This is a genomic window from Psychrobacillus sp. INOP01 (assembly GCF_018140925.1).
Classification (GTDB): Bacteria; Bacillota; Bacilli; order Bacillales_A; family Planococcaceae; genus Psychrobacillus.
Window position 1 is genome coordinate 1584274 of sequence record NZ_CP073315.1, and the last position, 25611, is coordinate 1609884.

Consider the following 25611-nt stretch of genomic DNA (forward strand, 5'->3'; position numbering starts at 1 on the left):
TCTATCTAAGCAATTTAATTATTGTCCTAACTATATAACACATTTTGGTATTTGTCCAATGAAATGTTTAATAGTTAGAAAAACAATTTTACTTTTCGATATTAGTAATGAGAAATTATATTGAATTGGTCTACTTTAGAAGCAACTTTCCCTGTGGATATAATAGAGATAAAAATGTCGGTTTCATTGTTTACAAGATTGGCATTTCTAGCTACTAACTTTGTATCTCCTGCAACTGACCTCCCCTTTTCTGCAAGTTGCTCTCATATTCATACATTTCACCTTGAAACCGGAGACCATGAACGTAGTATTGACATACACTTGGTGTACAAAGAAGTTACGGGAGGAATCGACATGAATATAGTAGAAGTCCATAATTTAGAAAAGTCATACGGTTCGAATCAGGTTTTAAGAGGTCTAAACTTTCAAGCACAGGCTGGAGAAATAATCGGAGTAATTGGAAAGAATGGAGCTGGGAAATCTACATTTTTGGAAATTTTAATGACTATCAAAGAATTTGATGAAGGTCATGTAGTTTTATTTCAAAAAGACATTCAAAAAAATAATTTAGAGGGAATTAGAAAGCAAATCTCGGTCGTTCTACAACCCACTCAATTTTATAAAACCCTAAAAGTAGAAGAGCTTTTGAAATTATTCAAAGCCTATTATCAATCCAATGTAGAGGTTCATCAGATTATAGAGGACTTCCAATTGGAGCCTCATCGAAAGAAATACTTTGATAGACTATCAGGAGGTTGGAAGCAAATTGTAAGTTTAGCGATTGCCTTTTTATCTAATCCAAAGTTGCTGATTTTGGACGAACCAACTACCGGGTTAGATCCACATATGCGTAATATGCTCTGGACCTATATAACCAACTACAATTCTCGAACCGGCGGAACAGTCATTTTGACAACTCATAATATGGAGGAAATTGAAATGTACTGTGACAAAGTAATGCTTATTAATAACGGGATTAATGAGGTATTTGACACAACTGCTGGAATACTTGCTTCTGGCTTTCCGTCTGTTCATGAGTTTTATCTTCAGAAAGTAACTATATAGGAGGAAATCATATGCTATTAACTCAATTGAAATATGACTTACTGATGTTTTCAAGAGAATTATTTTACTTAGTATTCACAATCGTCGTTCCACCAGTTACGTATTTATTCATGGGGCAATTATTTGGAGATCAATCGTATGCCGGTAATTTAAATTATGCCGAAACATATACACCATCCTTTATATTGGTTATTACGTTCACGGTTGTGTTTTTCGCCTTTGGGTTTGATCAAGTAATGCAGCGTACGACAGGGGTGGAGAAACGAATCAGTATTTCTCCTGTTTCTAAAAATACACTCCTCCTTTCTAGTATTATTCGGGCCATCATTATGACTAGCTTTGGATTTGCGTTAATTTCAGTTATCGGTTTTCTTATGTATGATTTACAACTTAGAATTTGGAATGTTCTATTGTCATACGGGTTTTTCATCCTATTGAATGCAGTTATGCTCATTTTAGCTTCAGCTATTTATTCTTTTTTTCAACGTATGAACAGTGCATTGGTGTTCTCTATTGTTATATTTCAAGTTGTTATTTTCACAGGTGGCTTAGCTATGCCTATACAACTAATGCCTAACTTTATACAAGTAATCGCAGATTTTAACCCTCTGTACCATATGAATAACCTCTTCATCGCTATTTGGAACGGACAGTTTTCGTTGGACTCACAGACACTTCTCTCTGTTGGATACTTAGCGGTACTTATAATGGTAGCGTGGATTTGCCTACGTATTCAAAATAAACGAAAAATAGGATAGCCGCCCCACAGCGAAACGATTACACTTATACTAAAGAGGGGTGTGAGTGGAGTTGAAGGTTTTACTTGATATTGATCGTGATTATAAAGAAGCAAAGATAATTATAGAGACACCTATATTAGATGATTCCGTGCAAGAGGTACTTGATTTTATAAAGGGAAGAGAAACAGAGTTTTTAGTCGGAAAAGTAGATGAGATGCAACATATACTAAAGCCCCAAGACATCCACTTTTTTCATACCGAAAATGACTCTGTTTTAGCAGTCAACGCAAACGGTTCCTATAAATTGAAGGAAAAACTATACGAGCTAGAAGAAATTCTACCTACCAATAAGTTTATACGACTTTCTAAATCAGTCATTGCCAATTTACATGAGTTAAGTAGGTTTGAGGCGTCCTTTAACGGGACATTATGTGTGTATTTTAAATCGGGGGCAAAAGAATATGTATCACGTACTTATGTTAGTGCCATTAAAGAGGCGTTGAAAATGAACAGGAGGAAAAATGGATGAAAACCTTCCTATTTAGAAGTATGATTGGTATTTTCTTCGGAGCGTTTATCTCAGTTGTACTAACCAATTCAGTTGTATTATTTAGTGAGAAAGATACGCTGGATAGTGCACTATTTCTCAAAAACTCGCTAGGATCTGTCTTTTGTGGATGGTTCTTTACTGTAAGCCCTTTATATTTCGAAAATAAAAAGCTCCAATTATGGCAACAAACGATCCTCCATTTCGTGACGGTTGTTGTACTCTATTTTTTACTTGCCTTTGGGATAGGCTGGGTGCCATTTAACCTTTCAAGTTTTTTAATAGCGATGGGATTATTCCTAGCAATCTATTTGGTTTTCTGGATTTGCTTCTATATATATTTTAAACAGCAAGTAAAGAAATTGAACGATGAACTAGAACTGTTATAAAGTGAAACTTTTCTTACATGATCATCGTAACTGAAGAGATGGAAGGAAGTGTATGTATCGTGGATTATTTCTTGGTATTTTTGGGAGCAGCCATACCAGGGCTCGAATTGACACTAGTCATTCCACTTGGAATTATTACTGGGATGAATCCTTTTGCAGTGATTATCGCAGCTTTTGTAGGAAATATGGTAACCGTGCTTGCTCTTATTATCGGTTACGACAAGCTTAAACTATGGCTTGCCAAACGAAATGAAGGAAAAGAGAAAAAAGAATCGAAGCGAAGCGCACGTGCGAAAGAGCTTTGGGATAAATACGGTTTACCTGGGTTGCTCATGCTCGGACCTATTTTAATTGGCACTCATATTGCTGCATTTATAGGGATGACGCTTGGTGCATCTAAAGTAAAAACTACGTTATGGTCGACAATCAGTATTGCTGCTTGGGCAATTATATTTGGTGTTGTGACTTCCCTCGGCTTTGACTTTTTTGTACGAGAGTAGACATATAATTAAAAATAGTCGCAGTTTAAAAACTGCGACTTGGTAGTTTCTATTCTTTTATCCCGCATTAACGGGCAGTATGACTCCCACTTCAAGGCTAGACCCAAGTAACAAAGCATATGTGGGAGATAACTGCCCGTAAAAGCCCGAATGGTTCAACTAACAATCAGTGGCGATGAAGACCCCCCCACTGATTGAAGTTTCACTTTAATGGTACATAGCCTACTTTTTCCACAAGTGCTTGCCCCTGCTCCGATAAAATCCACTCAATCAATGGCTCCACATTCGGATTGTCCGTTCCAGCTGTCACAATATAGAATTCTGATGTAATAGGATAGGTATCTGCTCGAATATTCTCTTTCGTCGGTGCTACTCCATTTATATCTAATAGCTTGATCTGATCATTGCCGACCATTTCTGTGGAATAAAAGCGGAATGTAAAACCAATTGCATTTTTATAATTTCTATATTGAGATACCTCATTTATGATTCCTCCCATTCCTGTAACGATATCCTCTGAAGGTGGCTTCATAAGTGGCATTCCCTTCATAAGTGATTGAAGTGCAGATTGTGATCCGCTGTCTTCTGGTCGTTGGAAAGCACGAATTGTATCATCCTCGCCCCCAAGCTGCTCCCAGTTGGTCACTTTCCCCATATATATCTCTGTTATTTGATCTACTGTAAGGTTATCAACAGGATTTTTCTGATTGACGAAAAAGACAAATGCTTCTCGACCAATAGGTGTCATTATGAGCTCTAATCCTCTTTGCTCTGCGGTTTTCTTTTGAGATTCGGACGGAGCTGCAACGAAAATCATATCAACCCTGTCATTAAAGAGATTCTCATAAGCATTGGGTGTATTACTCATTATTACTTCACTATCGTAAAGGGGATAGGATTTTTCTGGATAAGTTGCTTCAACAATTGCCGCATATAATGGATAAAGTGCAGTTGCTCCGTCCAATTTTGGTAGGTCACCGGAAACTTGAAGCGTAGCCTTCTCGTTTAATGTGGCGACACTAGCAAATTCCGAAAATGGTTCGTACTTACTAATATCTACTTCAGAATCCACTGTCGGTATTAAATGAGTATATATATCTTTTAATGGAGCAACCGCACTTATTAATATTGCAACACCTGCAATACTTCCAAAGATAACTTTCCGCTGCTTCGTTCGAAAAAAATGAAATATATTAAACACAAACAGCATATATAATACAACTCCAACAGTTATGAGCAATGCAATATAATCGATTTTCCCCATTATAAGTACAAAAAACAAACCGATGACTACAAAGAACGCCATTCCAATTAAAGCAAAAATAGAAAGTATTACTCCCGCAATTTTTGACTCAGTCTTCATCCCAATTCCCCCAGTTGTTACCCTATTTTGAATAGTTCATCAAGCCGAATATTTGTTTCCTCTTCATCAAACGAACTAAACCAACGATAATTTTTGTCATCTAAAATACGGTAGTGCTGGCTAATGACATTTTGTTGCATTCGGAAAGTCCCCTTTGAATTTATTTCCTTCCACCACACACGACCACCCATCGATTTATCCTTTGGACGATTAATGCCATCATGTGCAATTGTTTCGATAACTTCCAAGGGCTCATCCCCTAGCACAGACTGTAATATTTCACTATCACGAAACAACGCACATATAGCGATTACAATTGTCCAGCTTGCAAGGACTCTTTCTTTCTCTATTTGGACGAGCGTTTTCTTTGAGATTCCCATAATACTTGCCATTTTATCCTGTGAATAGCCTTTTTCAAGTCGAATCATTCGAATCCTCAATGAAATAAGCTGAATTACATATTCTTTGTCCATACCCTGCCCCTTTAAAATGAATTTTCGTTCTATTCAGTGTAATTTTACACTAAATGAGTAAACTAGACAATATATTTTGTGTTTTTTCTTTTAAATAAAGGGAATATAGAGAATTAGAATATTAGAAAAGTATTGATATTTAGCAATTTTTGTCGTTTAATTATCTAGTTGTAAAAAAATTTGTAAAGGACTGTGATACATGAACAAGATTATGGGAGGATTAGCAGCAACATTGTTAATCACTTTAACATTAGGAGCTTGTACTCCTAAAGAAGAGGCTGTGACTGAGAAGAAATTGATCGATGTAAATGAGGAATATCTATCCGCTGTGGATGTCGATTATGCTTTTGATTTCACGAAGAGCCTTGAGGAATTTAAAACAAATGAAAAACTTGGTTATCGAACTGCTGGATCAGAGGCAGAGCTGAAAACTGGGGAAAAAATTGCAGAAGAAATGAAGAAAATTGGACTTACTGAAGTGACAAAGGATGAGTTCACCTTAGACACATGGGAATTTGAAAAAGCTGACCTAACTTTCGTAGATGAAAACGGCGATGAGCATTTGGCTGTTTTAGGGGCTTACCAAGTGAATTTCGATACAAATGGTGTGAAGGATCTTGAAATCGTCTACGGTGGTAAAGGTACTGCTGATGATTTAGCAAATCTTGATGTCGAAGGTAAGCTAGTTTTAATTGACATAAATCAACGTGAGGAATGGTGGATTAACTACCCTGCCTACCAAGCACATTTAAAAGGAGCTGCTGCAGTAATTGCAGTTCAGGAAGCTGGATATGCGGAAGCGGATGAAGATGCACTTAATGCTCAGGATGTCTGCGGACCAGATGATGCTCCTGCATTTTCTATGTCTCAAACAGATGCAAATCAGCTTAAGAAAGCTTTAGAATCTAGTGAGAATGGTACGATGACTGTAAAATTCGATGCTAAATCTACTGTGAAAATGGATGGAAAGTCTTATAACTATTACGGAAAAATTATAGGTAAAGACCCTGAGTCATATATTATTTTATCTGCTCACTACGATTCTTACTTCACAGGATTCCAGGATGACCATGCAGCTATCGGGTTAATGATGGGTGTTGCTAAAGGGTTGGTAGATAGTGGTTATCAACCAGAAAAGACGATTATTTTCAACGCACTTGCTGCTGAGGAATGGGGAGTTTCTAATTCTCGCTATGACTGGTCAACTGGAGCGTATAACCAAATATTCAATATTCACCCTGAATGGGTTGGAAAAGCATTTGCTAATATGAACTTCGAGCTGCCAGCCTATGAGCATACAACACAAGATGAAATTCGTTCTGTTTACGAATTGAATAATTATTTAACGGAATTTGCAAAAAATGTACCAAGCGTGGACGGTGTTTATAAAGACGGCATTTCTGTTGTTTCTCCGTTACGTACATGGTCAGATGACTTCTCATTTGGTATTGCTGGTGTTCCAGCTCTTCGAAATGATTTCCAAGATAGCGATTTTATGCGTACCCATTATCATTCACAATTTGATAACGAAGACACATATAATGCTGAAGCATTCAAATTCCATTTAAATCTATATGGATTACTTTCGATGCATTACGATCAAACAGCAGTCGTTCCACTGGATTTCACAACACGTTTGACGGAAATGAAAAAAGTAATTGACGCTGATATTTTTGGACAAGCTGATGTTTCTTCTGAACAATTAGTTGCGGAGATTGACAAAGCAATTGCCCTTGCAGAAGAAGTAAATGCAAAGGTTGCTAAAGTAAATGACGATTATTTTGCTGCACTAACAGATGGAGAAACAGAAAAAGCACAAAAATTATATGATGAAAGCCGTGAATTGAATAGCGGTCTACTCGCTGCATTCAAATACGCTGAAGACCAATTCGTTCGCTTAACATGGGAGGATGCACAAATATTCCCACACGAGCATGCTCAAAACAATATTAATAATCTTGCACTAGCTATTGATGCTTTAGAGAAAGGCGATATAACTACTGCAATTGATGAACACCTATGGGCTATCGACAACAATTGGTATGCATACGATTTTGATAAAGAAGTATTCGATTATTTCACAGACTATGTGCTAGAGGCTCCTAAGGAAAAACTTATGTGGGGTGAAGGCAGAATTGTTGGCCATGAAAACCTATTCGATCCAATCAACTCATTGATCGAAAAAAGTGAACAAGAAGGTGCCGATGTATCCGGTGAACTAGCAACACTGAATGAAGCACTTGAAAGACAAAAAGCATTACTGAAATCAACTACAGATGAAGAAACAAAAGCTGTACAAGAGCTGGGCAAACAGCTAGAAGTATTAAAATAATATTGAAAAAGGCTATCTGAGAGTTGTGACTCGGATAGCCTTTCTTTTGTCTATATATTAAATTAAAGAACGAATAACTAGTCCATCCAAGTACGCTTGAATATCTTCTATTGCTTCTCGGTAATATGTAGTATAGTTTCTTTCTGTTACATATCCTAAATGTGGAGTGGCTAATACATTTGGCATTGTTCGAAATGGATGGTCCGTTGGTAGGGGCTCGATATCAAATACATCTAATCCTGCTCCGGCAATCCAATTCTCATGGAGCGCTTTTATAAGCGCCTGCTGGTCAACTATGGCTGATCGGGATGTATTAACCAAATAAGAGGAGCTTTTCATGTGCCGTAAGTCCTTTTCACTAATAAGTCCTCTAGTTCTGTCACTTAATACTAGATGAATAGAGACGTAATCACTTGTCTTTAACAACTCTTCTTTTGAACTTGCCAATTGAACCCCTAGCTTTTCTGTCTGCTCGTTTGTTAAGTTTTGACTCCAGGCTATGACATCCATCCCAAAGGCTTTCGCTATAGTTGCCATTCGACCACCTATTTTACCTAGCCCAAGAAGCCCTATACGCTTTCCATATAAATCTGTCCCAACTGTACTCTGCCATAATCCATTGTTACGAAAACTAACGTTTTCTTTCATAATTTGACGTGCCAAGTTTAATATTAATGCCCAAGCTAACTCTGTTGGTGGCTCTGAAGAACTCGCGGTTCCACAAACAGCAACTCCATGAGCAGATGCCGCCTCAAGGTCAATCGATGCATTTCTCATACCAGAAGTAATCAGCAACTTCAGCTTCGGTAACTTTTCAAAAAGTGTTGCTCTAAAAGGTGTACGCTCGCGCATAACAATTACTATCTCCGCATCACGAATGGATTCTACAAGTTCATTTTCATCATAAAAGTGCTGAGAAAACGATACAACCTCAACCTTCTCTGTAATAGACGACCAGTCTGTAAATTTTAAAGCAACCTGCTGATAATCATCTAGAATTGCACAACGAATCCGCATACTAACTCCTCCTTCACTTTAAATAGTCCACAACAATTTGCACTAAAAGTAATATGGTAACCACTCGTAATAATGGCTTAACATGCTCTGCCTTTAATTTTCGGGCAAGACGAAGACCGAGCTGGGCTCCAATTATCGCGCCTAGCATTAACGCAAAAGTAACTGGCCACATGATTTTACCAGTAGAAATATAGGTAATCGATGCACCAAAGCAACTAGAGAACACGCCAATTCTAGCAAGTCCGACTGCACGTATGTATGCAATTTTTTCACTTGCGTACAAGTAAAGTGCTAGTGTGCTGCTCCCTGGACCGAACATGCCGTCGTACATGCCAATTCCTAATAATGCTGGAGCTGATTTTTTATTCAGCTGAAAGGTTTCGTTTCCACCAAAGTTCCCTTTTCCCATAAAGGAAGTAACAAAAGCGAAGCTCAGTAAAATAATAGCGATTATCATTAATACCTCTCCACTTAGAAAAGATGCAATGAGTCCTCCAATTATTCCTCCACCTAAGCAAAACAACAATACCGAAAGTGCCTCTTTACCGGTTACCTCTTTTTTTGTGAAGATCACTAGGAAACTCGAAAGCGAGCTAACTGTATTAGATACTTTGTTAGCCCCAATTGCAGAATGCACTGGTAGCCCCATTAGCAACATCATCGGCAAGCTTATAAGCCCTCCACCTCCAACTAATGTACCAACTACATTCCCCACAATTCCTATTATGAAAAAGATTAAAAACTCCATTTAAATGCCTTCTTTCAAAATCCTCTTTTGTTCATTTAGCATACATCGACTTATGTCATAAGTAAATTCGATAGTTATTATCGTTTTACATATGAAAAACTTATCAACCTTGAAAGGATTATTAGTACTCTTAAGGGAACTAGTAATACAGGGAGGGATTTCATGAAAAAATGGTTTCTAGTTATTTCACTTATCTTATTCGGCTGTACGGAGGAGACAGAAAAGTTACCCATTCAGGGTCCAATTGTAGAAAAGGTCGCAACTAATTTAAATATTCCCTGGTCTATCAATTTACATGACAATATCTTTTATATATCAGAGCGTGTTGGAACGATTGCACGTATACAAGGTAGCACTGTTGTACATGAGCCAGTTCAACTTTCGGATAATTTAGCAGCTATCTCTGAAGCAGGATTACTCGGCTTTGTGCTAAAACCTGACTTTGATGAAACTGGTGAAGCATATGCTTACTATACGTATGACATGAATGGAGAGCCCTTTAACAGAGTCGTGACTATTAAACGCGAAGATGGTCAATGGCAAGAAATCGTTATACATTTGGACAGCATAGTGACCGGCAATATTCATCATGGTGGTCGTTTAGAAATTGGACCAGATGGATTATTGTATGTAACTGTCGGCGATGCGGGAATTCCTAGTAATGCACAGGACCCATCTTCACTGAATGGAAAGATCCTTCGAATGAAAGATGATGGCTCTTTTGAAATATTCTCCATGGGACACCGCAATCCACAGGGACTTGCTTGGGATGAGGATGGAACGCTATTCGAAGCCGAACATGGTCAATCGGCAAATGATGAAATCAATTTGGTCGAACAAGGCAAAAACTATGGCTATCCAATAATCGAAGGAGATGAAACAGAAGAAGGACTGGAATCTCCTATAATCACATCTGGCAGCGATGAAACATGGGCACCATCAGGCATTACCTTTCATGAAGGCAAATTGTACGTAGCCACCCTTCGTGGTGAATCAGTTAAAGTTATGAATATAGAAACAGGCGAGATAGAGCAATCGATTACAGGATTCGGTCGGGTACGCGACGTATTTTCTGATGGGAAATCACTTTATTTCGTCACTAATAATACTGATGGTCGTGGAACTCCTAGTGAGGATGATGACGTTCTGTATAGACTTGAATAAGATTCGAGATTGAACGGTTATATTCGGGACTGATCGATGATCGAACGTCATCGATCGATTATCCCGCGAGATTGATCGATTATCCTCCTTTTCAGGAGGATTAAATGGTTCTTTTATATTTTAATGAAACTGCATTATCTTCCGTTTCGCTTTCATACGCCTGTTGTTCATATTGAAAGGTGAATTCTCTTGCTTCATAAAAGGGTATACCCATTTGATTTCCCTTTGTGACCGATACCCATTGTTCATGTGCTCCGTATTCAGCACGTTGAACATCTGTTAAGTAATTTAGTAATTTCGTACCGATACCTTGACCTCGTTTTGCTGGATTCAAATAAAGAACATAAACCTCGGCTACTCCTTCTTCATCTACTCCTCCACCGATCGCACCAACAATTTCATTATTCAACAGTGCTACAAAATAACCATTCCAATTTTGATTTGTATCTTTAATCTCATTCGAAACTCTATCCACAGTATAAAATTTTTCTATAACTCTATCTATGTAATCATTCGAATATAAATCTCTGTACGTATTCCATTGAGCAGCTACACAAACGTCCACAATTCCCTGTTCATCACCAGGCTCTGCCTTGCGTACCTCAATTGTATCTAATGAAAGAGACATTGCATTTTGTATACCAGATCTTCCATTAAACCGTCTACCTTCATCGATAAAACCAGATTTTGCATAAACAGCTTGTGCAGCATTGTTCGCTTCATTCACCCCAAGTACTATTCTTTTAATATCTGGAAAATGCTTGGCTACAAAGGTATGCAGTAGCTTCATAGACTTTTGCGCAATTCCCCTACCCTGGTATTCTGTATGGATAGAATATCCTCTAAGTAAAATACTCTCCGCAATATCTGTATAATGGAATTTATCCTCTCCAGTGTCTAGCACGAAAAAACCAGCAACTTGATCGTCTTCCGTTATAATAATGGGAGTATACGATGCATTTATTTGAGCTCGTTCTAGTAATTCTAATGGATGTCCAGTAAATGAAAGATGCACCTCAGATAACGGATAATTCTCTAACGATTTTCTATAACCATCATTATAAATAGTAAGCTTAATCATGAATTTCACCCCTTTCTAATTAGAATATCACAAGAGGCGGAGGTATTACCAAATGAAAATAGCGATAATAGGTGGCGGTATCGGGGGACTCTGTGCTGCCGTAACCTTACAAAAACAAGGATTTTCTGTTCAAGTATTTGAAGCTAATCCAACGTTTCTGCCAGTTGGCGCAGGTATTGGAATAGGATCTAATGCTTTGCAGGCACTGATGGAAATTGGTGTAGGTGAAGATGTATTTGCAAATGGTCATGTACTTCATACGCAGGTCTTTCAAGATGAGTTTGGGAAAACTTTAAATACGATTGATTTTACTGTTCTAAAAAAGCTATATGGACAAGAGAATATTACTATCCACCGCGCAGATTTGCATAGAACTTTGCTGGAAGCACTCGAACCAAATACACTGCATTTCAATAAAAAATGCATATCTGTCGACCAAAGTGATACTCAAGTAACCGTCCACTTTGAAGACGGTACTACAGTGACCGCCGACTTACTCATAGCGGCCGACGGTATCCATTCATCTATACGGCAACAACTTGTTCCTGACTCTCTCCCTAAATACGCAGGTTATACATGTTGGAGAGGCATCACGGAAAACAGAGGAAGGGTCGATGAATACACATCCACCGAATTATGGTCCACACAAGGACGATTTGGGATGGCTCCTATGAAAAATGGATTAGTATATTGGTTTGCCTGCATTAATACAACAGCAAGGAATCCACAATTTCAGCATCTCACTTCTCAGGAAATCGGTGACTTATTTCATCACTTTCCAGAGGTTGTGCACAACATAATTACTACTACACCTTTTGAAAACATTCTTCATCACGATATTTCTGATATTAAACCGTTACGTCAGTTTGCCTTTGGACGTGTGGTTCTTCTTGGAGATGCTGCTCATGCCACTACACCCAATATGGGTCAAGGTGCTGGACAAGCAATTGAAGATGCCATTGTTCTAGGAAATGGCTTCAAACAGTTTGAACATGTGGATAAGGTGTTAGCATTTTATGAGCAGAAGCGAGTTGCACGGACTGCAAAAGTAATTCGTCTTTCTCGTCAAATAGGTGCAACCGCTCAAATTCAATTCCGGCCACTCGCCGGAGTTCGCGACTTTTTATTCTCTTTTATCCCATCAAAGGTTTTAATGGGACGTTTGAAATTCCTATTTGATGTGAAACTAAAATAAAGTGCCTTGCATTTAGCAGGCACTTTATTTTTGATTAATATATTTGCAGTCCTAATGGATCCACAATTTCTATATGTTTTGGGACTTTTAAGTGAATATATGTCTGCCCTCTTACCATTCTAATCTCCTCAGTCTCAACCTTTTGCGGTAAGAGGTTCAAATCATTTGAAAACTGCTCGAATGTTAGCTGTTGCTCTGAAGGCTCATGAATGACTAACTGATTTCCATTCCAGCCCACTTCATGAAGCGGAATCCTGTCTTCAATTTCTATTCCATATACATTTATATGAGACCGATATTCTTTTCCTTCTATCGTTTGGTCAGTGGAGTCAATCCATTCTACAACCACTCTTGTAGAGTATGGATCATTCCCTATATATCCAAGAGATAATGTATTTCCACTTAATTCATGAGACCATTCATCCTTGAGAAACTTCTGACTCAATTTGTTCTCTTCCTGTTTTAGCAATGTTGCTTCAAAAGATTTATTTTCCGTTTGTAGCTGTTTTAATTCCCCTAAGGATAATCGTTCTAACATAGGTTCCTTTGGTAGAACTTCATATACAACAACGGAAGTGATTAATATACCGACATAGATTGCTATAATCATTTTATTTAAACGTAAGTTACCTTTATATTTTATTTTCTTCATTAGATAAAGCACAATGATTATAACAATGACTACAGGTATTAATCCAATAAGTAGGATCATCCATGTATTGCTCATGATCTAACCTCCAAACGATGGGAAATTGCAATGGAAGCCGCAATGAAAATAATCGTAATGCTAATAATCTTAATAGTAAATATCAGCAATGAACCGTTCTCTACAAAAATAAATTCTAATATTTTTATCCAAGTTTTTGATACCAACAACATAATAAAGATTGCTAGGACACCAAAAAACAGCAACTTATGTTTTTGAAACAACATACCAACTAAGTATCCTAAAGAACTGAACATCCAAAAGAGAGTTATCATAGCTAGAATAGTTAATAAAGACCGGATAGGATCTTCAATAATTCCTGTGCTTCCTACAAACTCGGAACTACTATAGATAGTTAAAATAATACGCATTATATAACCTGATAAAAAAGTAGTTAAACCAGCAAAACAACTAAAGATCAACAGAACAATAATATTTGCTAAGTTGCTGCTAAGACGAGTTGCCACAAACGAAAAGTCATCATATCGATACGCTTTCGTAGTAATAAGATTTCCTACTGAAATAGCTAATAATGAAACAAAGAGAAAACTCGGATCAATCGAGGAAATGTTTAAATTAATAGAAATACTATTAATAGAAGTCCCGCTACTTGATGCTCCACTTGCGAACAGTATCCCCATTAACTGCAAAATAATTAGCGAATAAATCAATCCACTATAAGCATTTATCTTAAACTTCACCTGAGATAGTACAACACCTGCTAAGCTACTATTACTTAAAAACATCATCGATTCCCCCTTTCGTCTCACTCGTCACATACATGCATACTTCACTAGCAGGTAACGCTTGAATGACAGCACCCTCTAGACGAGCTCTCTCCAGCTTAGAATTGTTTTTAACTACTACATAAAGCCTTTGTGCATCAACTCTTTTGGAATGAAGAATTTCTTCCCCCTCTGTCCATCTTTCTACATCAGCAATTGGGCCCTGAACAGCTACCGCATATTCCTTCACTTCATCTAGAGATTCATGCAATACAACTTTCCCATTGTGAATTAATAAAATATTCTCTAGCAAATGCTCTATTTCGGCTAAATGGTGGCTAGAGATTAAAATAGTGCGAGGATGTGCTATATAATCCTTTAGTAAAGCCCTATAAAAATCTGTTCGAACCGCTTCATCCATTCCGTTTGTTGGTTCATCAAACATCGTTAACTCACTGCGAGTTGACAACCCAAAAATCATATTGAATGTAGCTCTTGCACCCTTGGATAACTTAGAATGCTGCTGCTTGGAATTCAACTTAAAGTATTGAAATAAACGAGCAGCAAGCTGTGCATCCCACCTTTTATAAAAAGCTGGTGCACTTTGCAATATTTCTTCTAAGGTAAGGGAGTCTGGAAAAGTCATTTGATCATCCACTAAAATACTGTTTGCAGAAACCATTAAGTTATTATAAGGATTTTTCCCAAAGACACTTACTTCACCCGAATTATGCTTAGTTAATCCTGCCAATACTTTGAGCAAAGTAGTCTTCCCTGCTCCATTACGTCCAATAAGGCCTGTTATCTTTTGTTCTGTCAGCTGAAACGTTATATTCACCAAAGCATTAGTCCGTCGAAAACCTTTACTTACTTTTTGACAATCTATCACATTCATTAGATCTCCTCCTCGCAGTTATGGATGAGTTGTATTAGTTCCTCTTTTGTTACCGATAACCTTTTTGCTTCTAAAACTATATCTGTTACCATTTTTGTAAGTGTCTCATTTCTCCGTTTTTCCAGAATCATTATTTTGGCCTCTGGTGCTACGAACATCCCAAGTCCCCTTTTCTTATATAAAATCTCTTCCTCAACTAGTATCGTTAGTCCTTTTGCAGCTGTAGCAGGATTAATATTAAAAAGCTCCGCCAACTGATATTGAGAATATACTTTTTCATCATCCTTGAAACGCTCTGCTATAACTTCATTCTCCAACCACTCTGCAATTTGCACATATATCGGCTTAGTACTATCGGTATTTATAATCACCTGAGGTTAATCTCCTCTCATTTGAAAATCAGTACATCAGTGTTGTAATGTAGTATATAATATCATTTGAAAATTGTCTAGCGTATTTTGGCATTATAATCCACTTCTGTTAAAATGCATTGAGCTTACATTAACCTTTTAAAAGGAGTTTGCAATTTAATAGAGAATAAATATATAAGAAATGGGGGATATAATTTATGAAATTAGGACAAGTCTCTGTAAATGTAGTTAACGTAGATCGAGCTGTTGCATTTTATAAGGATGTTGTTAAATTAGTGTTATTATTTGAAATGGACAGTCTTGCATTTTTTCAATGTGGAGAAACGAGACTTCTATTAAGCCGACCTGAAAGTGAAGAATTCAATCATCCAAGCTCCGTCTTATATTTTCAAGTAGATGATTTAAATAGTGAGGTTTCTAGAATGAAGGATGCAGGTGCCACTTTCATAGATGAACCGCATATGGTTGCAAAGGTCGGGGAAACGGAGACATGGATGGCATTCTTTAAAGATACTGAAGGAAATACACATGCCTTAATGAATGAGAGTTAATTAAAACAGTTCCAGTACAATAACTGTACTGAAACTGTTTTTTTACTACAGAAAGAGTTACATTCAGCGTTTTTAATAGGAAGTATAAAAAGTTTTTCCGAAAACTATAGAAACAGGTTTTGATATAGAAGGGTTCTTGCAAGTTCTTAAAAAAGGGTTTTGTACTGGAAGAGGATGATTAATCATTAATGAATACAGAGAGTGGATTTCCCAATATTAATTTACACTGGATATTTATGTTAAATTATAAATAAGATTGTCTAAATACAGTTTGTAGAAAGAGGAGAGAAAGATGTTTTTTAAAAAACGACAATTAATTAAAACTGATATAAAGTTTATGGGGGAATTGTTATATAAAGATGTATCATCTGAAAAATGGGACCAAGAAAACCTTACAAAAGATAAATTGAATCTTTCAATAGAAAGTGTTCGCTTGGTTGATGAGTATGCTGATAGGTTAATGCATACAGGTTTTGGACAGCAGCTTTTAAAAGAACATCCAGATAATTTTCCTGTACGAATCGGAGTCTATCTAGGAGAAGTTATTAAAAACCATACAAACGGCCAATATAATTGGTTTGAATTTAAATCTATCCAAGAAAATACGATTCATTTAGATAATTATATGATGAGTGTAGAAAGCGAAAGTGTTCTTTACTCAAAAAAATTAGACAAAGTGATATGCCCAATTTATGAAGCTATACAATATCTTAATGGAGATTCTAAATATAACACTCTTTTAAACTATGTAGACGAAGTAATAATAAATCAGTAAAAGAGGCGAATATAAACTTTATTGAACAAACGAGGTGCTTTAGTAATATAGACCATCATTTCGATGGTCTATCTATAAGTCCAAAACATCAATAATACTTCAACTAACGCAGCACGTTAGTTGAAGAATGGTTATTTTTATAAGAATTGTATTATACTTTAGAGATAGTTATGAAAAGGAGTGGATTTATAATGGAGAAGGTAGCAACATTCTTAATGTTTCAAGAAGACAATGCAGAAGAAGCGATGAATTATTACACAACCCTCATTGAGGATTCTCAAATTACAAGCATTGTTCGATATGGACCTAATGAATCTGGAAAAGAAGGAACTGTAATGCAGGCTACTTTTACCTTAAAAGGGCAAGAATTTATGTGTATTGACAGTAATGTGAAGCATCAGTTTACTTTCACTCCTTCATTCTCAATCTTTGTGACTTGTGATACTGAAGAGGAACTTGACAATCTTTATCATAAACTCAACGAAGGTGGTCAAGCACTCATGCCTGTAGGTGATTATGGTTTCAGTAAAAAGTTCGGTTGGCTAAATGACCGCTTCGGAGTTTCGTGGCAACTAAATCTTCCTAAATAATATGAAGAACTTTAGCATTGTCCTCCTGATACCAAAATAAAAATATGATTTCTTCAACTAAGTGTGCTTTAGTTAAACAAGACCATCATTTCGATGGTCTATTTTTTTTACCCAGAACATCAAGTAGATTTCGGCGATCATTTGTGAAATGTGTAAACTTAAACTAAAGCAACAGGTTAGTTGAATAGGGATACCGTTATTAAATCCTCCTTCCCCTAATTTTAAAAAATGTTTCTTTGGGCTTTTTCAAAAGTGAAGCTTGGTTGGGAGAATGAAATAATCGACACCACCTAATACATAAAACAAGTAGCTGAAGATGCAATTTCAGCTACCATAGACTTGCTATTAAAATGAGCGGTCATCCACCTGATTGATCCAGCTCTTAACCTTTTCAAGAAGCCTCTCCATGCTTCCTTCTTCAAAAGGAGATTCCAGATTTGCACTCTTCAAAAGCTCAGGGTATGGGAGCTGTCCCCCTTGTTTACACATTTTCAGGAAGCTGTCCCAAGCAGATTTCGGTTCATCTTGCTGTTTAATCCATAGCTGTACTGCAGCAAAATGGGCCAGATCATAATCCATGTAGTAAAAAGGCGAAGTGAACAGATGCCCTATTTCATAAAAACCTGTGCCTTGCCCTAAAAATTCATTGCCATCATAGTCCCGTTCTGGCAAGTACTCTTGCTCCAACTCTCTCCACTTTTGCTTCCGAACTTGAGTGCTGGCTGTCGGGAATTCATACAGGAAGTGCTCGAATTCATCTACAACTGATACAACCGGCATATAAATAAATGCTTCGGTCAGGTTGGAAAACTGGTACTTTTCCGTATCTTGCCCAAAAAACAGTTCCATCCAAGGCCATACAAACCGTTCCATCGTGAATGAAAATATCTCACAGGAATCATATGGAATAATGTACTCATGGATATTGGAGTGACGACTCATATAAAACTGAAATGCATGGCCCGCCTCATGTGCAAAAACCCTTACATCATTGGATGTGCCGTTGAAATTCGCGAAGATAAACGGAGCAACTTCCGGACCTCTATACGACGCAAATGCCCCACCCATTTTGTTTGTACGTGATTCTACGTCAACATTCCTTTTTTCTATCAATTCATCAAAAAATGCTCCCGTTTCAGGAGACAGTTCACGGAAAATAGCCCGATAAACCTCTAATATTTCTTTATGTGTCCCTATTGGCGATGGCGAACCGTTCTTGAAGAAATAGCTCTCATCATAATACTTCAGTTTGGAAACGCCAATACGGTTCAGCTGTTTCTTTCTAAGAGCAGAAATGAATTGTACCCCATGCTCTTTCACTTGCTTGCGGTATTGAACGAGGTCGTCGGGTGTATGTCCTGTTCTATGCATTCGGTCGTAGCCAAGTTCCACAAAGGACGAATAACCTAACGTTTTCGCAATTCGGTTGCGTGTCTTTACGAGGTCATCGAGGATTCGTTCAAAATCGTAGGCATGCTGTTGAAAATAGCCCGATTTTGCTTCAAAGGCTGCTTTTCGGACCTCCCGATCAGGTGAACCCAGATATAGAGCCAAGGCACTTAATCTAAGTTCATTTCCATTGAAAGGAATGACCGCTTTTCCCAACAGCTGCTGATACTCGGATACAAGGCGATTTTCTTTCCTGATATCTTCTTGCACTTCATCAGAATAGGTTCTCAGCTTAATATCTGCTATTTTGAATAGCTGATTGCCCCACTGCTTCTCAAGCTGTTCCCTAAATTTCGCCTTCAGAATCTCTCTGTAGTATTCCCCTGTCATCCATAGCCAGCGTGGCTCTATCTCCTGGAAAAAGGCATGCTGTTTAATATAATCATCATTTGCCGTATCTCCAAAGTAATGAATCCTCGCTTCATTTTCTGACGCCTGATAAGCAAGCCGATAATGATTCAGCCTTTCGAACTGGACATTTTGCTCCTCAAAAGAACCTGCATTTATAAAGGCTTTCAACATTCTTTCAAAGTCTTTTTCATATTGGTCAATATCTAAGATGGCTTCCTTTTGTTTAATAATATCCATTTTTCTCCCTCCAATCATTCGTTACTTTAAAGAGTAATATATTTTACTTTCAAACACAATATTAAATACTCTGAAATAAAAAATAATTACGCTAAAGAGCAAAAATATTCATAGAGAATTTCTATAATTTATTTTCATAAATGAATATATTAGCTTTGGAACTTTAGTAAAAAAAGAATTGAAAAATCTTCTATTAACTTTAAACATAGCCTAAAAAAATAAAAGCATAAGCCCCTAACAGCATAGTTATTCACTTGTATATCGCCTGGATTTTATATTTTCCCAAAGCACAAAAAAGTCATTACCGATAATTCGGTAATGACTTTTTCTTTGGTGCACAGCGACGTCCTACTCTCACAGGGAGAGCCCCCCAACTACCATCGGCACAAGAGCTCAACTTCCGTGTCCGGGGCTACGAGCAGATGGGCTACAGATTTCTTCGTCAGCTACACTCGTGCGATTCTCGCGTATGTTATACGTTCCTAGCCTCTCTCATTGCTTCCTTGAACTCTTTGCCCCTCTACTTTCCTGCACACTACCTTATAGAGAAAAGACTGCCTACGGCTTTATTTATTCTGTTTTAGTATAAACAAAAAAGTCATTACCGATTTACTCGGTAATGACTTTACTTTGATGCCCAGCGACGTCCTACTCTCACAGGGGGAGACCCCCAACTACCATCGGCGCTGAAGAGCTTAACTTCCGTGTTCGGTATGGGAACGGGTGTGACCTCTTCGCCATCATCACTAGACTCTTCGGCTTTCAATATACTGCGCATTGCGTTGTCAACTTCATTCGTTCCGTCAGTCACGTACGTTAGTACGCTCCTTCCTTCTCTCAATCGTTTCCTAGCACTGCTTGTATCTTGAAACCCTCTTATAATAGAGTGCTTGTTCACTCAAAACTGGATAAACGACATTGTTACGTTAAACAAATTTGGTTAAGTCCTCGATCGATTAGTATTCGTCAGCTACACGTGTCGCCACGCTTCCACCCCGAACCTATCTACCTCATCGTCTTTGAGGGATCTTACTTACTTGCGTAATGGGAAATCTCATCTTGAGGGGGGCTTCGTGCTTAGATGCTTTCAGCACTTATCCCGTCCACACATAGCTACCCAGCGATGCTCTTGGCAGAACAACTGGTACACCAGCGGTGTGTCCATCCCGGTCCTCTCGTACTAAGGACAGCTCCTCTCAAATTTCCTACGCCCACGACGGATAGGGACCGAACTGTCTCACGACGTTCTGAACCCAGCTCGCGTACCGCTTTAATGGGCGAACAGCCCAACCCTTGGGACCGACTACAGCCCCAGGATGCGATGAGCCGACATCGAGGTGCCAAACCTCCCCGTCGATGTGGACTCTTGGGGGAGATAAGCCTGTTATCCCCGGGGTAGCTTTTATCCGTTGAGCGATGGCCCTTCCATGCGGAACCACCGGATCACTAAGCCCGTCTTTCGACCCTGCTCGACTTGTAGGTCTCGCAGTCAAGCTCCCTTCTGCCTTTACACTCTTCGAATGATTTCCAACCATTCTGAGGGAACCTTTGGGCGCCTCCGTTACACTTTAGGAGGCGACCGCCCCAGTCAAACTACCCGCCTGACACTGTCTCCTACCCGGGTTACGGGTATGGGTTAGAATTTCAATACAACCAGGGCAGTATCCCACCGACGCCTCCTCCGAAGCTGGCGCTCCGGGCTCTAAGGCTCCTGCCTATCCTGTACAAGTTGCACCAAAATTCAATATCAAGCTATAGTAAAGCTCCACGGGGTCTTTCCGTCCTGTCGCGGGTAACCTGCATCTTCACAGGTACTATAATTTCACCGAGTCTCTCGTTGAGACAGTGCCCAGATCGTTACGCCTTTCGTGCGGGTCGGAACTTACCCGACAAGGAATTTCGCTACCTTAGGACCGTTATAGTTACGGCCGCCGTTTACTGGGGCTTCAATTCGCACCTTCGCTTGCGCTAAGCACTCCTCTTAACCTTCCAGCACCGGGCAGGCGTCAGCCCCTATACTTCACCTTACGGTTTTGCAGAGACCTGTGTTTTTGCTAAACAGTCGCCTGGGCCTATTCACTGCGGCTCTTCTAGGCTATGCACCCAAAAGAGCACCCCTTCTCCCGAAGTTACGGGGTCATTTTGCCGAGTTCCTTAACGAGAGTTCTCTCGCTCACCTTAGGATTCTCTCCTCGACTACCTGTGTCGGTTTGCGGTACGGGCACCTATCACCTCGCTAGAGGCTTTTCTTGGCAGTGTGAAATCAGGAACTCCGGACATACGTCCTCGCCATCACAGCTCAATGTTACAGAATGCGGATTTGCCTACATTCACACCTTACTGCTTGGACATGCATAACCAACAGCATGCTTACCCTATCCTTCTGCGTCCCCCCATTACTCAAACGGTGGTTTGGTGGTACAGGAATATCAACCTGTTATCCATCGCCTACGCCTATCGGCCTCGGCTTAGGTCCCGACTAACCCTGAGCGGACGAGCCTTCCTCAGGAAACCTTAGTCATACGGTGGACGGGATTCTCACCCGTCTTTCGCTACTCATACCGGCATTCTCACTTCTAAGCGCTCCACCAGTCCTTCCGGTCTGACTTCAACGCCCTTAGAACGCTCTCCTACCACTGATACCAAAGGTATCAATCCACAGCTTCGGTGATTTGTTTAGCCCCGATACATTTTCGGCGCAGCGTCACTCGACCAGTGAGCTATTACGCACTCTTTAAATGATGGCTGCTTCTAAGCCAACATCCTGGTTGTCTAAGCAACGCCACATCCTTTTCCACTTAACAAATACTTTGGGACCTTAGCTGGTGGTCTGGGCTGTTTCCCTCTTGACTACGGATCTTATCACTCGCAGTCTGACTCCCAAACATAAATCATTGGCATTCGGAGTTTGTCTGAATTCGGTAACCCGGGATGGGCCCCTAGTCCAAACAGTGCTCTACCTCCAAGATTCTAACGTTTGAGGCTAGCCCTAAAGCTATTTCGGAGAGAACCAGCTATCTCCAGGTTCGATTGGAATTTCTCCGCTACCCACACCTCATCCCCGCACTTTTCAACGTGCGTGGGTTCGGACCTCCAGTAAGTGTTACCTTACCTTCATCCTGGACATGGGTAGATCACCTGGTTTCGGGTCTACGACCACATACTCATTCGCCCTATTCAGACTCGCTTTCGCTGCGGCTCCGTCTTCTCAACTTAACCTTGCATGTAATCGTAACTCGCCGGTTCATTCTACAAAAGGCACGCTATCACCCATTAACGGGCTCTAACTACTTGTAGGCACACGGTTTCAGGATCTATTTCACTCCCCTTCCGGGGTGCTTTTCACCTTTCCCTCACGGTACTGGTTCACTATCGGTCACTAGGTAGTATTTAGCCTTGGGAGATGGTCCTCCCGGATTCCGACGGAATTTCACGTGTTCCGCCGTACTCAGGATACACTCAAGAGAGAATGAATTTTGGACTACGGGGCTTTTACCCTATCCTGCGGACCTTTCCAGATCGCTTCGTCTAACTCATTCCTTTGTAACTCTATGTAGAGTGTCCTACAACCCCAAGAGGCAAGCCTCTTGGTTTGGGCTATTCCCGTTTCGCTCGCCGCTACTCAGGGAATCGATTTTTCTTTCTCTTCCTCCAGGTACTTAGATGTTTCAGTTCCCTGGGTGTGTCTCAGATGCGCTATGTATTCACGCAAATGTACTGCTCCATTACGAACAGTGGGTTTCCCCATTCGGAAATCTCCGGATCAAAGCTCACTTACAGCTCCCCGAAGCATATCGGTGTTAGTGCCGTCCTTCGTCGACTCCTAGTGCCAAGGCATTCACCGTGCGCCCTTATTAACTTAACCTAAAAGTTAAAAAGTCTTACACATCATGATTACCGAAGTAACCACAACTTGAATTTCTTGTTGTTTATTGTTTCAATGTCGTTTTATCCAGTTTTCAAAGAACAAGTATCGAATCTTCATATAAAAATGAACATTCAAAACTGAACTGCAAAACGTTAAGATACAGATAAAAATCTGTATTCCGATATTATCCTTAGAAAGGAGGTGATCCAGCCGCACCTTCCGATACGGCTACCTTGTTACGACTTCACCCCAATCATCTGTCCCACCTTCGGCGGCTGGCTCCCGTAAGGGTTACCCCACCGACTTCGGGTGTTACAAACTCTCGTGGTGTGACGGGCGGTGTGTACAAGGCCCGGGAACGTATTCACCGTGGCATGCTGATCCACGATTACTAGCGATTCCGGCTTCATGTAGGCGAGTTGCAGCCTACAATCCGAACTGAGAACGGTTTTATGGGATTTGCTCACCCTCGCGGGGTTGCGACCCTCTGTACCGTCCATTGTAGCACGTGTGTAGCCCAGGTCATAAGGGGCATGATGATTTGACGTCATCCCCACCTTCCTCCGGTTTATCACCGGCAGTCACCTTAGAGTGCCCAACTGAATGCTGGCAACTAAGATCAAGGGTTGCGCTCGTTGCGGGACTTAACCCAACATCTCACGACACGAGCTGACGACAACCATGCACCACCTGTCACCGCTGTCCCCGAAGGGAAAAGCCTATCTCTAGACCGGTCAGCGGGATGTCAAGACCTGGTAAGGTTCTTCGCGTTGCTTCGAATTAAACCACATGCTCCACCGCTTGTGCGGGCCCCCGTCAATTCCTTTGAGTTTCAGTCTTGCGACCGTACTCCCCAGGCGGAGTGCTTAATGCGTTAGCTGCAGCACTAAGGGGCGGAAACCCCCTAACACTTAGCACTCATCGTTTACGGCGTGGACTACCAGGGTATCTAATCCTGTTTGCTCCCCACGCTTTCGCGCCTCAGCGTCAGTTACAGACCAGAAAGCCGCCTTCGCCACTGGTGTTCCTCCAAATCTCTACGCATTTCACCGCTACACTTGGAATTCCGCTTTCCTCTTCTGTACTCAAGTCCCCCAGTTTCCAATGACCTTCCACGGTTGAGCCGTGGGATTTCACATCAGACTTAAAGGACCGCCTGCGCGCGCTTTACGCCCAATAATTCCGGACAACGCTTGCCACCTACGTATTACCGCGGCTGCTGGCACGTAGTTAGCCGTGGCTTTCTAATGAGGTACCGTCAAGGTACGAGCAGTTACTCTCGTACTTGTTCTTCCCTCACAACAGAGTTTTACGATCCGAAAACCTTCTTCACTCACGCGGCATTGCTCCATCAGACTTTCGTCCATTGTGGAAGATTCCCTACTGCTGCCTCCCGTAGGAGTCTGGGCCGTGTCTCAGTCCCAGTGTGGCCGATCACCCTCTCAGGTCGGCTACGCATCGTCGCCTTGGTGAGCCGTTACCTCACCAACTAGCTAATGCGCCGCGGGCCCATCCTGTAGTGACAGCCGAAACCGTCTTTTAACATCTCCCCATGTGAGGAAATGGATTATTCGGTATTAGCCCCGGTTTCCCGGAGTTATCCCAATCTACAGGGCAGGTTGCCCACGTGTTACTCACCCGTCCGCCGCTAAATCAGAAGAAGCAAGCTTCTTCGTCATTCGCTCGACTTGCATGTATTAGGCATGCCGCCAGCGTTCGTCCTGAGCCAGGATCAAACTCTCCATAATAGAGAACTTAAAAAGCTCATTTGTTTTGCTGGCATCATCATTAAATGATGTCAAAATTGTTTTGCTATCAAACTAACTAAGTTAGTTGATAAGCTGTATGTCTTAACGTTTTGCATGTTCAGTTTTCAATGTTCATGTTGTTGTGATGTCGTTTTGGCGACTTTAATATCATATCAAATCCTGATATTGTTGTCAACAACTTTTTTTAATTTGTTTTTTGTGTAAGTCACTAATGAAAATGACAACTTGATAACTATACCACCTGTCATTAACATTGGCAAGTGATTTTTTCATTTTTTTTAAAAACTTTATATTTAATATATAAATAGCTGTATTACTTGCCTCATATTGTTGTATTACTAGGATTTTATTAAGCTAACTGCATCCTATTCAATACCAGCAGTGTTATCTATTTAACAAAATAAAAGATATTAGCACAAAGTAAGATCTTCGATTACTACATAATGATATGAGATACAATTCATTTAAATAAGTGATGTCGTATATGCTCTGAGACTTGCTTCGTCAAACTCTTTACCTTCTATTTTCTCACACATTTTTTATAGAGTGAGTCTGCCTTCGGCTTTTTTCTCTAAGGCATTGCTATATCTTATTATTGATATTACTATATTTGATGATTTTCGTTGAATGAGTCAGAAAAATCGATCCTATATTCTGAAGAAAGTTGGTCAATTACGTAAACGTAAGCATATATTTTTAGTTAATCTATA

Annotated in this window: 21 protein-coding genes and 3 rRNA genes; 11 read left to right on the forward strand and 13 right to left on the reverse strand. The window is 39.8% G+C overall.

What is annotated here, in order from left to right; translation table 11 throughout:
- Window positions 1–354 precede the first annotated feature (354 nt).
- Genes KD050_RS07950 through KD050_RS07970 form a run of 5 tightly spaced genes read left to right on the forward strand, consistent with a single transcriptional unit; the run spans window position 355 to window position 3241 of the window.
- The gene (locus tag KD050_RS07950; protein WP_211895650.1) at window positions 355–1065 is read left to right on the forward strand and encodes an ABC transporter ATP-binding protein; all 711 of its coding nucleotides are present in this window, start codon (window positions 355–357) and stop codon (window positions 1063–1065) included.
- Window positions 1066–1076: 11 nt separating this feature from the next.
- Window positions 1077–1823: an ABC transporter permease gene (locus KD050_RS07955; RefSeq protein ID WP_211895651.1), complete on the forward strand. Its 747-nt coding sequence runs from the start codon at window positions 1077–1079 to the stop codon at window positions 1821–1823.
- Window positions 1824–1875: 52 nt separating this feature from the next.
- Window positions 1876–2334: a LytTR family DNA-binding domain-containing protein gene (locus tag KD050_RS07960; protein ID WP_211896241.1), complete on the forward strand. Its 459-nt coding sequence runs from the start codon at window positions 1876–1878 to the stop codon at window positions 2332–2334.
- Window positions 2331–2741, forward strand: a complete 411-nt coding sequence (locus KD050_RS07965) for a DUF3021 domain-containing protein (protein ID WP_211895652.1) — start codon at window positions 2331–2333, stop codon at window positions 2739–2741. Before KD050_RS07960 ends, KD050_RS07965 begins: the two co-directional genes overlap by 4 nt.
- A gap of 17 nt (window positions 2742–2758) precedes the next feature.
- Window positions 2759–3241 carry a small multi-drug export protein gene (locus tag KD050_RS07970; RefSeq protein WP_235753944.1) on the forward strand — a complete coding sequence of 161 codons (483 nt, stop codon included), beginning with the start codon at window positions 2759–2761 and terminating at the stop codon, window positions 3239–3241.
- 202 nt (window positions 3242–3443) lie between these two features.
- Here the strand turns inward: KD050_RS07970 and KD050_RS07975 are convergent, their stop codons facing one another.
- Complete coding sequence (locus KD050_RS07975; RefSeq protein ID WP_211895653.1) at window positions 3444–4604, reverse strand: PstS family phosphate ABC transporter substrate-binding protein; 1161 nt, start codon at window positions 4602–4604, stop codon at window positions 3444–3446.
- A gap of 17 nt (window positions 4605–4621) precedes the next feature.
- A complete protein-coding gene (locus KD050_RS07980; protein WP_211895654.1) occupies window positions 4622–5077 on the reverse strand; it encodes a helix-turn-helix transcriptional regulator in 456 nt (151 codons plus the stop codon).
- Window positions 5078–5276: 199 nt separating this feature from the next.
- Here KD050_RS07980 and KD050_RS07985 point away from each other — a divergent pair, with 199 nt between their 5' ends.
- Window positions 5277–7409, forward strand: a complete 2133-nt coding sequence (locus tag KD050_RS07985) for a M28 family peptidase (protein WP_211895655.1) — start codon at window positions 5277–5279, stop codon at window positions 7407–7409.
- A gap of 57 nt (window positions 7410–7466) precedes the next feature.
- On the opposite strand, the gene KD050_RS07990 is transcribed toward KD050_RS07985, so the two are convergent.
- Both KD050_RS07990 and KD050_RS07995 read right to left on the reverse strand, forming a co-directional pair.
- Entirely contained in the window at window positions 7467–8426 is a 960-nt protein-coding gene (locus tag KD050_RS07990; RefSeq protein WP_211895656.1) for a D-2-hydroxyacid dehydrogenase family protein, read from the reverse strand.
- A 13-nt stretch (window positions 8427–8439) separates the two neighbouring features.
- A complete protein-coding gene (locus KD050_RS07995; RefSeq protein ID WP_211895657.1) occupies window positions 8440–9174 on the reverse strand; it encodes a sulfite exporter TauE/SafE family protein in 735 nt (244 codons plus the stop codon).
- A 162-nt stretch (window positions 9175–9336) separates the two neighbouring features.
- Between KD050_RS07995 and KD050_RS08000 the strand changes: the two genes are divergently transcribed.
- The gene (locus KD050_RS08000; RefSeq protein ID WP_211895658.1) at window positions 9337–10338 is read left to right on the forward strand and encodes a PQQ-dependent sugar dehydrogenase; all 1002 of its coding nucleotides are present in this window, start codon (window positions 9337–9339) and stop codon (window positions 10336–10338) included.
- Window positions 10339–10438: 100 nt separating this feature from the next.
- Here KD050_RS08000 and KD050_RS08005 read toward each other — a convergent pair whose 3' ends face one another.
- Window positions 10439–11419: a GNAT family N-acetyltransferase gene (locus KD050_RS08005; RefSeq protein ID WP_211895659.1), complete on the reverse strand. Its 981-nt coding sequence runs from the start codon at window positions 11417–11419 to the stop codon at window positions 10439–10441.
- Between the two features lie 52 nt (window positions 11420–11471).
- Between KD050_RS08005 and KD050_RS08010 the strand changes: the two genes are divergently transcribed.
- Window positions 11472–12614 (forward strand): FAD-dependent monooxygenase, encoded by a 1143-nt coding sequence (locus KD050_RS08010; protein ID WP_211895660.1) that lies wholly within the window; start codon window positions 11472–11474, stop codon window positions 12612–12614.
- A 34-nt stretch (window positions 12615–12648) separates the two neighbouring features.
- Here the strand turns inward: KD050_RS08010 and KD050_RS08015 are convergent, their stop codons facing one another.
- The 4 genes from KD050_RS08015 to KD050_RS08030 are packed head-to-tail and all read right to left on the reverse strand — an operon-like array spanning window position 12649 to window position 15311.
- The gene (locus tag KD050_RS08015; RefSeq protein ID WP_211895661.1) at window positions 12649–13341 is read right to left on the reverse strand and encodes a hypothetical protein; all 693 of its coding nucleotides are present in this window, start codon (window positions 13339–13341) and stop codon (window positions 12649–12651) included.
- A complete protein-coding gene (locus tag KD050_RS08020) occupies window positions 13338–14066 on the reverse strand; it encodes a hypothetical protein (protein WP_211895662.1) in 729 nt (242 codons plus the stop codon). The genes KD050_RS08015 and KD050_RS08020 overlap by 4 nt, the downstream gene beginning before the upstream one ends.
- Window positions 14053–14940 (reverse strand): ATP-binding cassette domain-containing protein, encoded by an 888-nt coding sequence (locus tag KD050_RS08025; protein WP_211895663.1) that lies wholly within the window; start codon window positions 14938–14940, stop codon window positions 14053–14055. The genes KD050_RS08020 and KD050_RS08025 overlap by 14 nt, the downstream gene beginning before the upstream one ends.
- A complete protein-coding gene (locus tag KD050_RS08030) occupies window positions 14940–15311 on the reverse strand; it encodes a GntR family transcriptional regulator (RefSeq protein ID WP_211895664.1) in 372 nt (123 codons plus the stop codon). Before KD050_RS08030 ends, KD050_RS08025 begins: the two co-directional genes overlap by 1 nt.
- A gap of 197 nt (window positions 15312–15508) precedes the next feature.
- On the opposite strand from KD050_RS08030, the gene KD050_RS08035 reads away from it, so the two are divergent.
- The 3 genes from KD050_RS08035 to KD050_RS08045 all read left to right on the forward strand — a co-directional run bounded on the left by KD050_RS08035 (window position 15509) and on the right by KD050_RS08045 (window position 17227).
- Window positions 15509–15862, forward strand: a complete 354-nt coding sequence (locus KD050_RS08035; RefSeq protein WP_211895665.1) for a VOC family protein — start codon at window positions 15509–15511, stop codon at window positions 15860–15862.
- A gap of 292 nt (window positions 15863–16154) precedes the next feature.
- Window positions 16155–16637, forward strand: coding sequence for a hypothetical protein (locus KD050_RS08040; RefSeq protein WP_211895666.1), 483 nt, complete (start codon window positions 16155–16157; stop codon window positions 16635–16637).
- A gap of 191 nt (window positions 16638–16828) precedes the next feature.
- Window positions 16829–17227, forward strand: coding sequence for a VOC family protein (locus KD050_RS08045; protein WP_211895667.1), 399 nt, complete (start codon window positions 16829–16831; stop codon window positions 17225–17227).
- 345 nt (window positions 17228–17572) lie between these two features.
- On the opposite strand, the gene KD050_RS08050 is transcribed toward KD050_RS08045, so the two are convergent.
- The 4 genes from KD050_RS08050 to KD050_RS08065 form a co-directional block, all read right to left on the reverse strand.
- A complete protein-coding gene (locus tag KD050_RS08050; protein WP_211895668.1) occupies window positions 17573–19264 on the reverse strand; it encodes a M3 family oligoendopeptidase in 1692 nt (563 codons plus the stop codon).
- 635 nt (window positions 19265–19899) lie between these two features.
- Window positions 19900–20015 (reverse strand): 5S ribosomal RNA (gene rrf / locus KD050_RS08055).
- Window positions 20016–20200: 185 nt separating this feature from the next.
- A 23S ribosomal RNA gene (locus KD050_RS08060) occupies window positions 20201–23129 on the reverse strand.
- A gap of 197 nt (window positions 23130–23326) precedes the next feature.
- Window positions 23327–24880: ribosomal RNA gene (locus KD050_RS08065) — 16S ribosomal RNA — on the reverse strand.
- Together the 16S, 23S and 5S rRNA genes form the textbook arrangement of a ribosomal RNA operon.
- Between the last annotated feature and the right edge of the window lie 731 nt (window positions 24881–25611).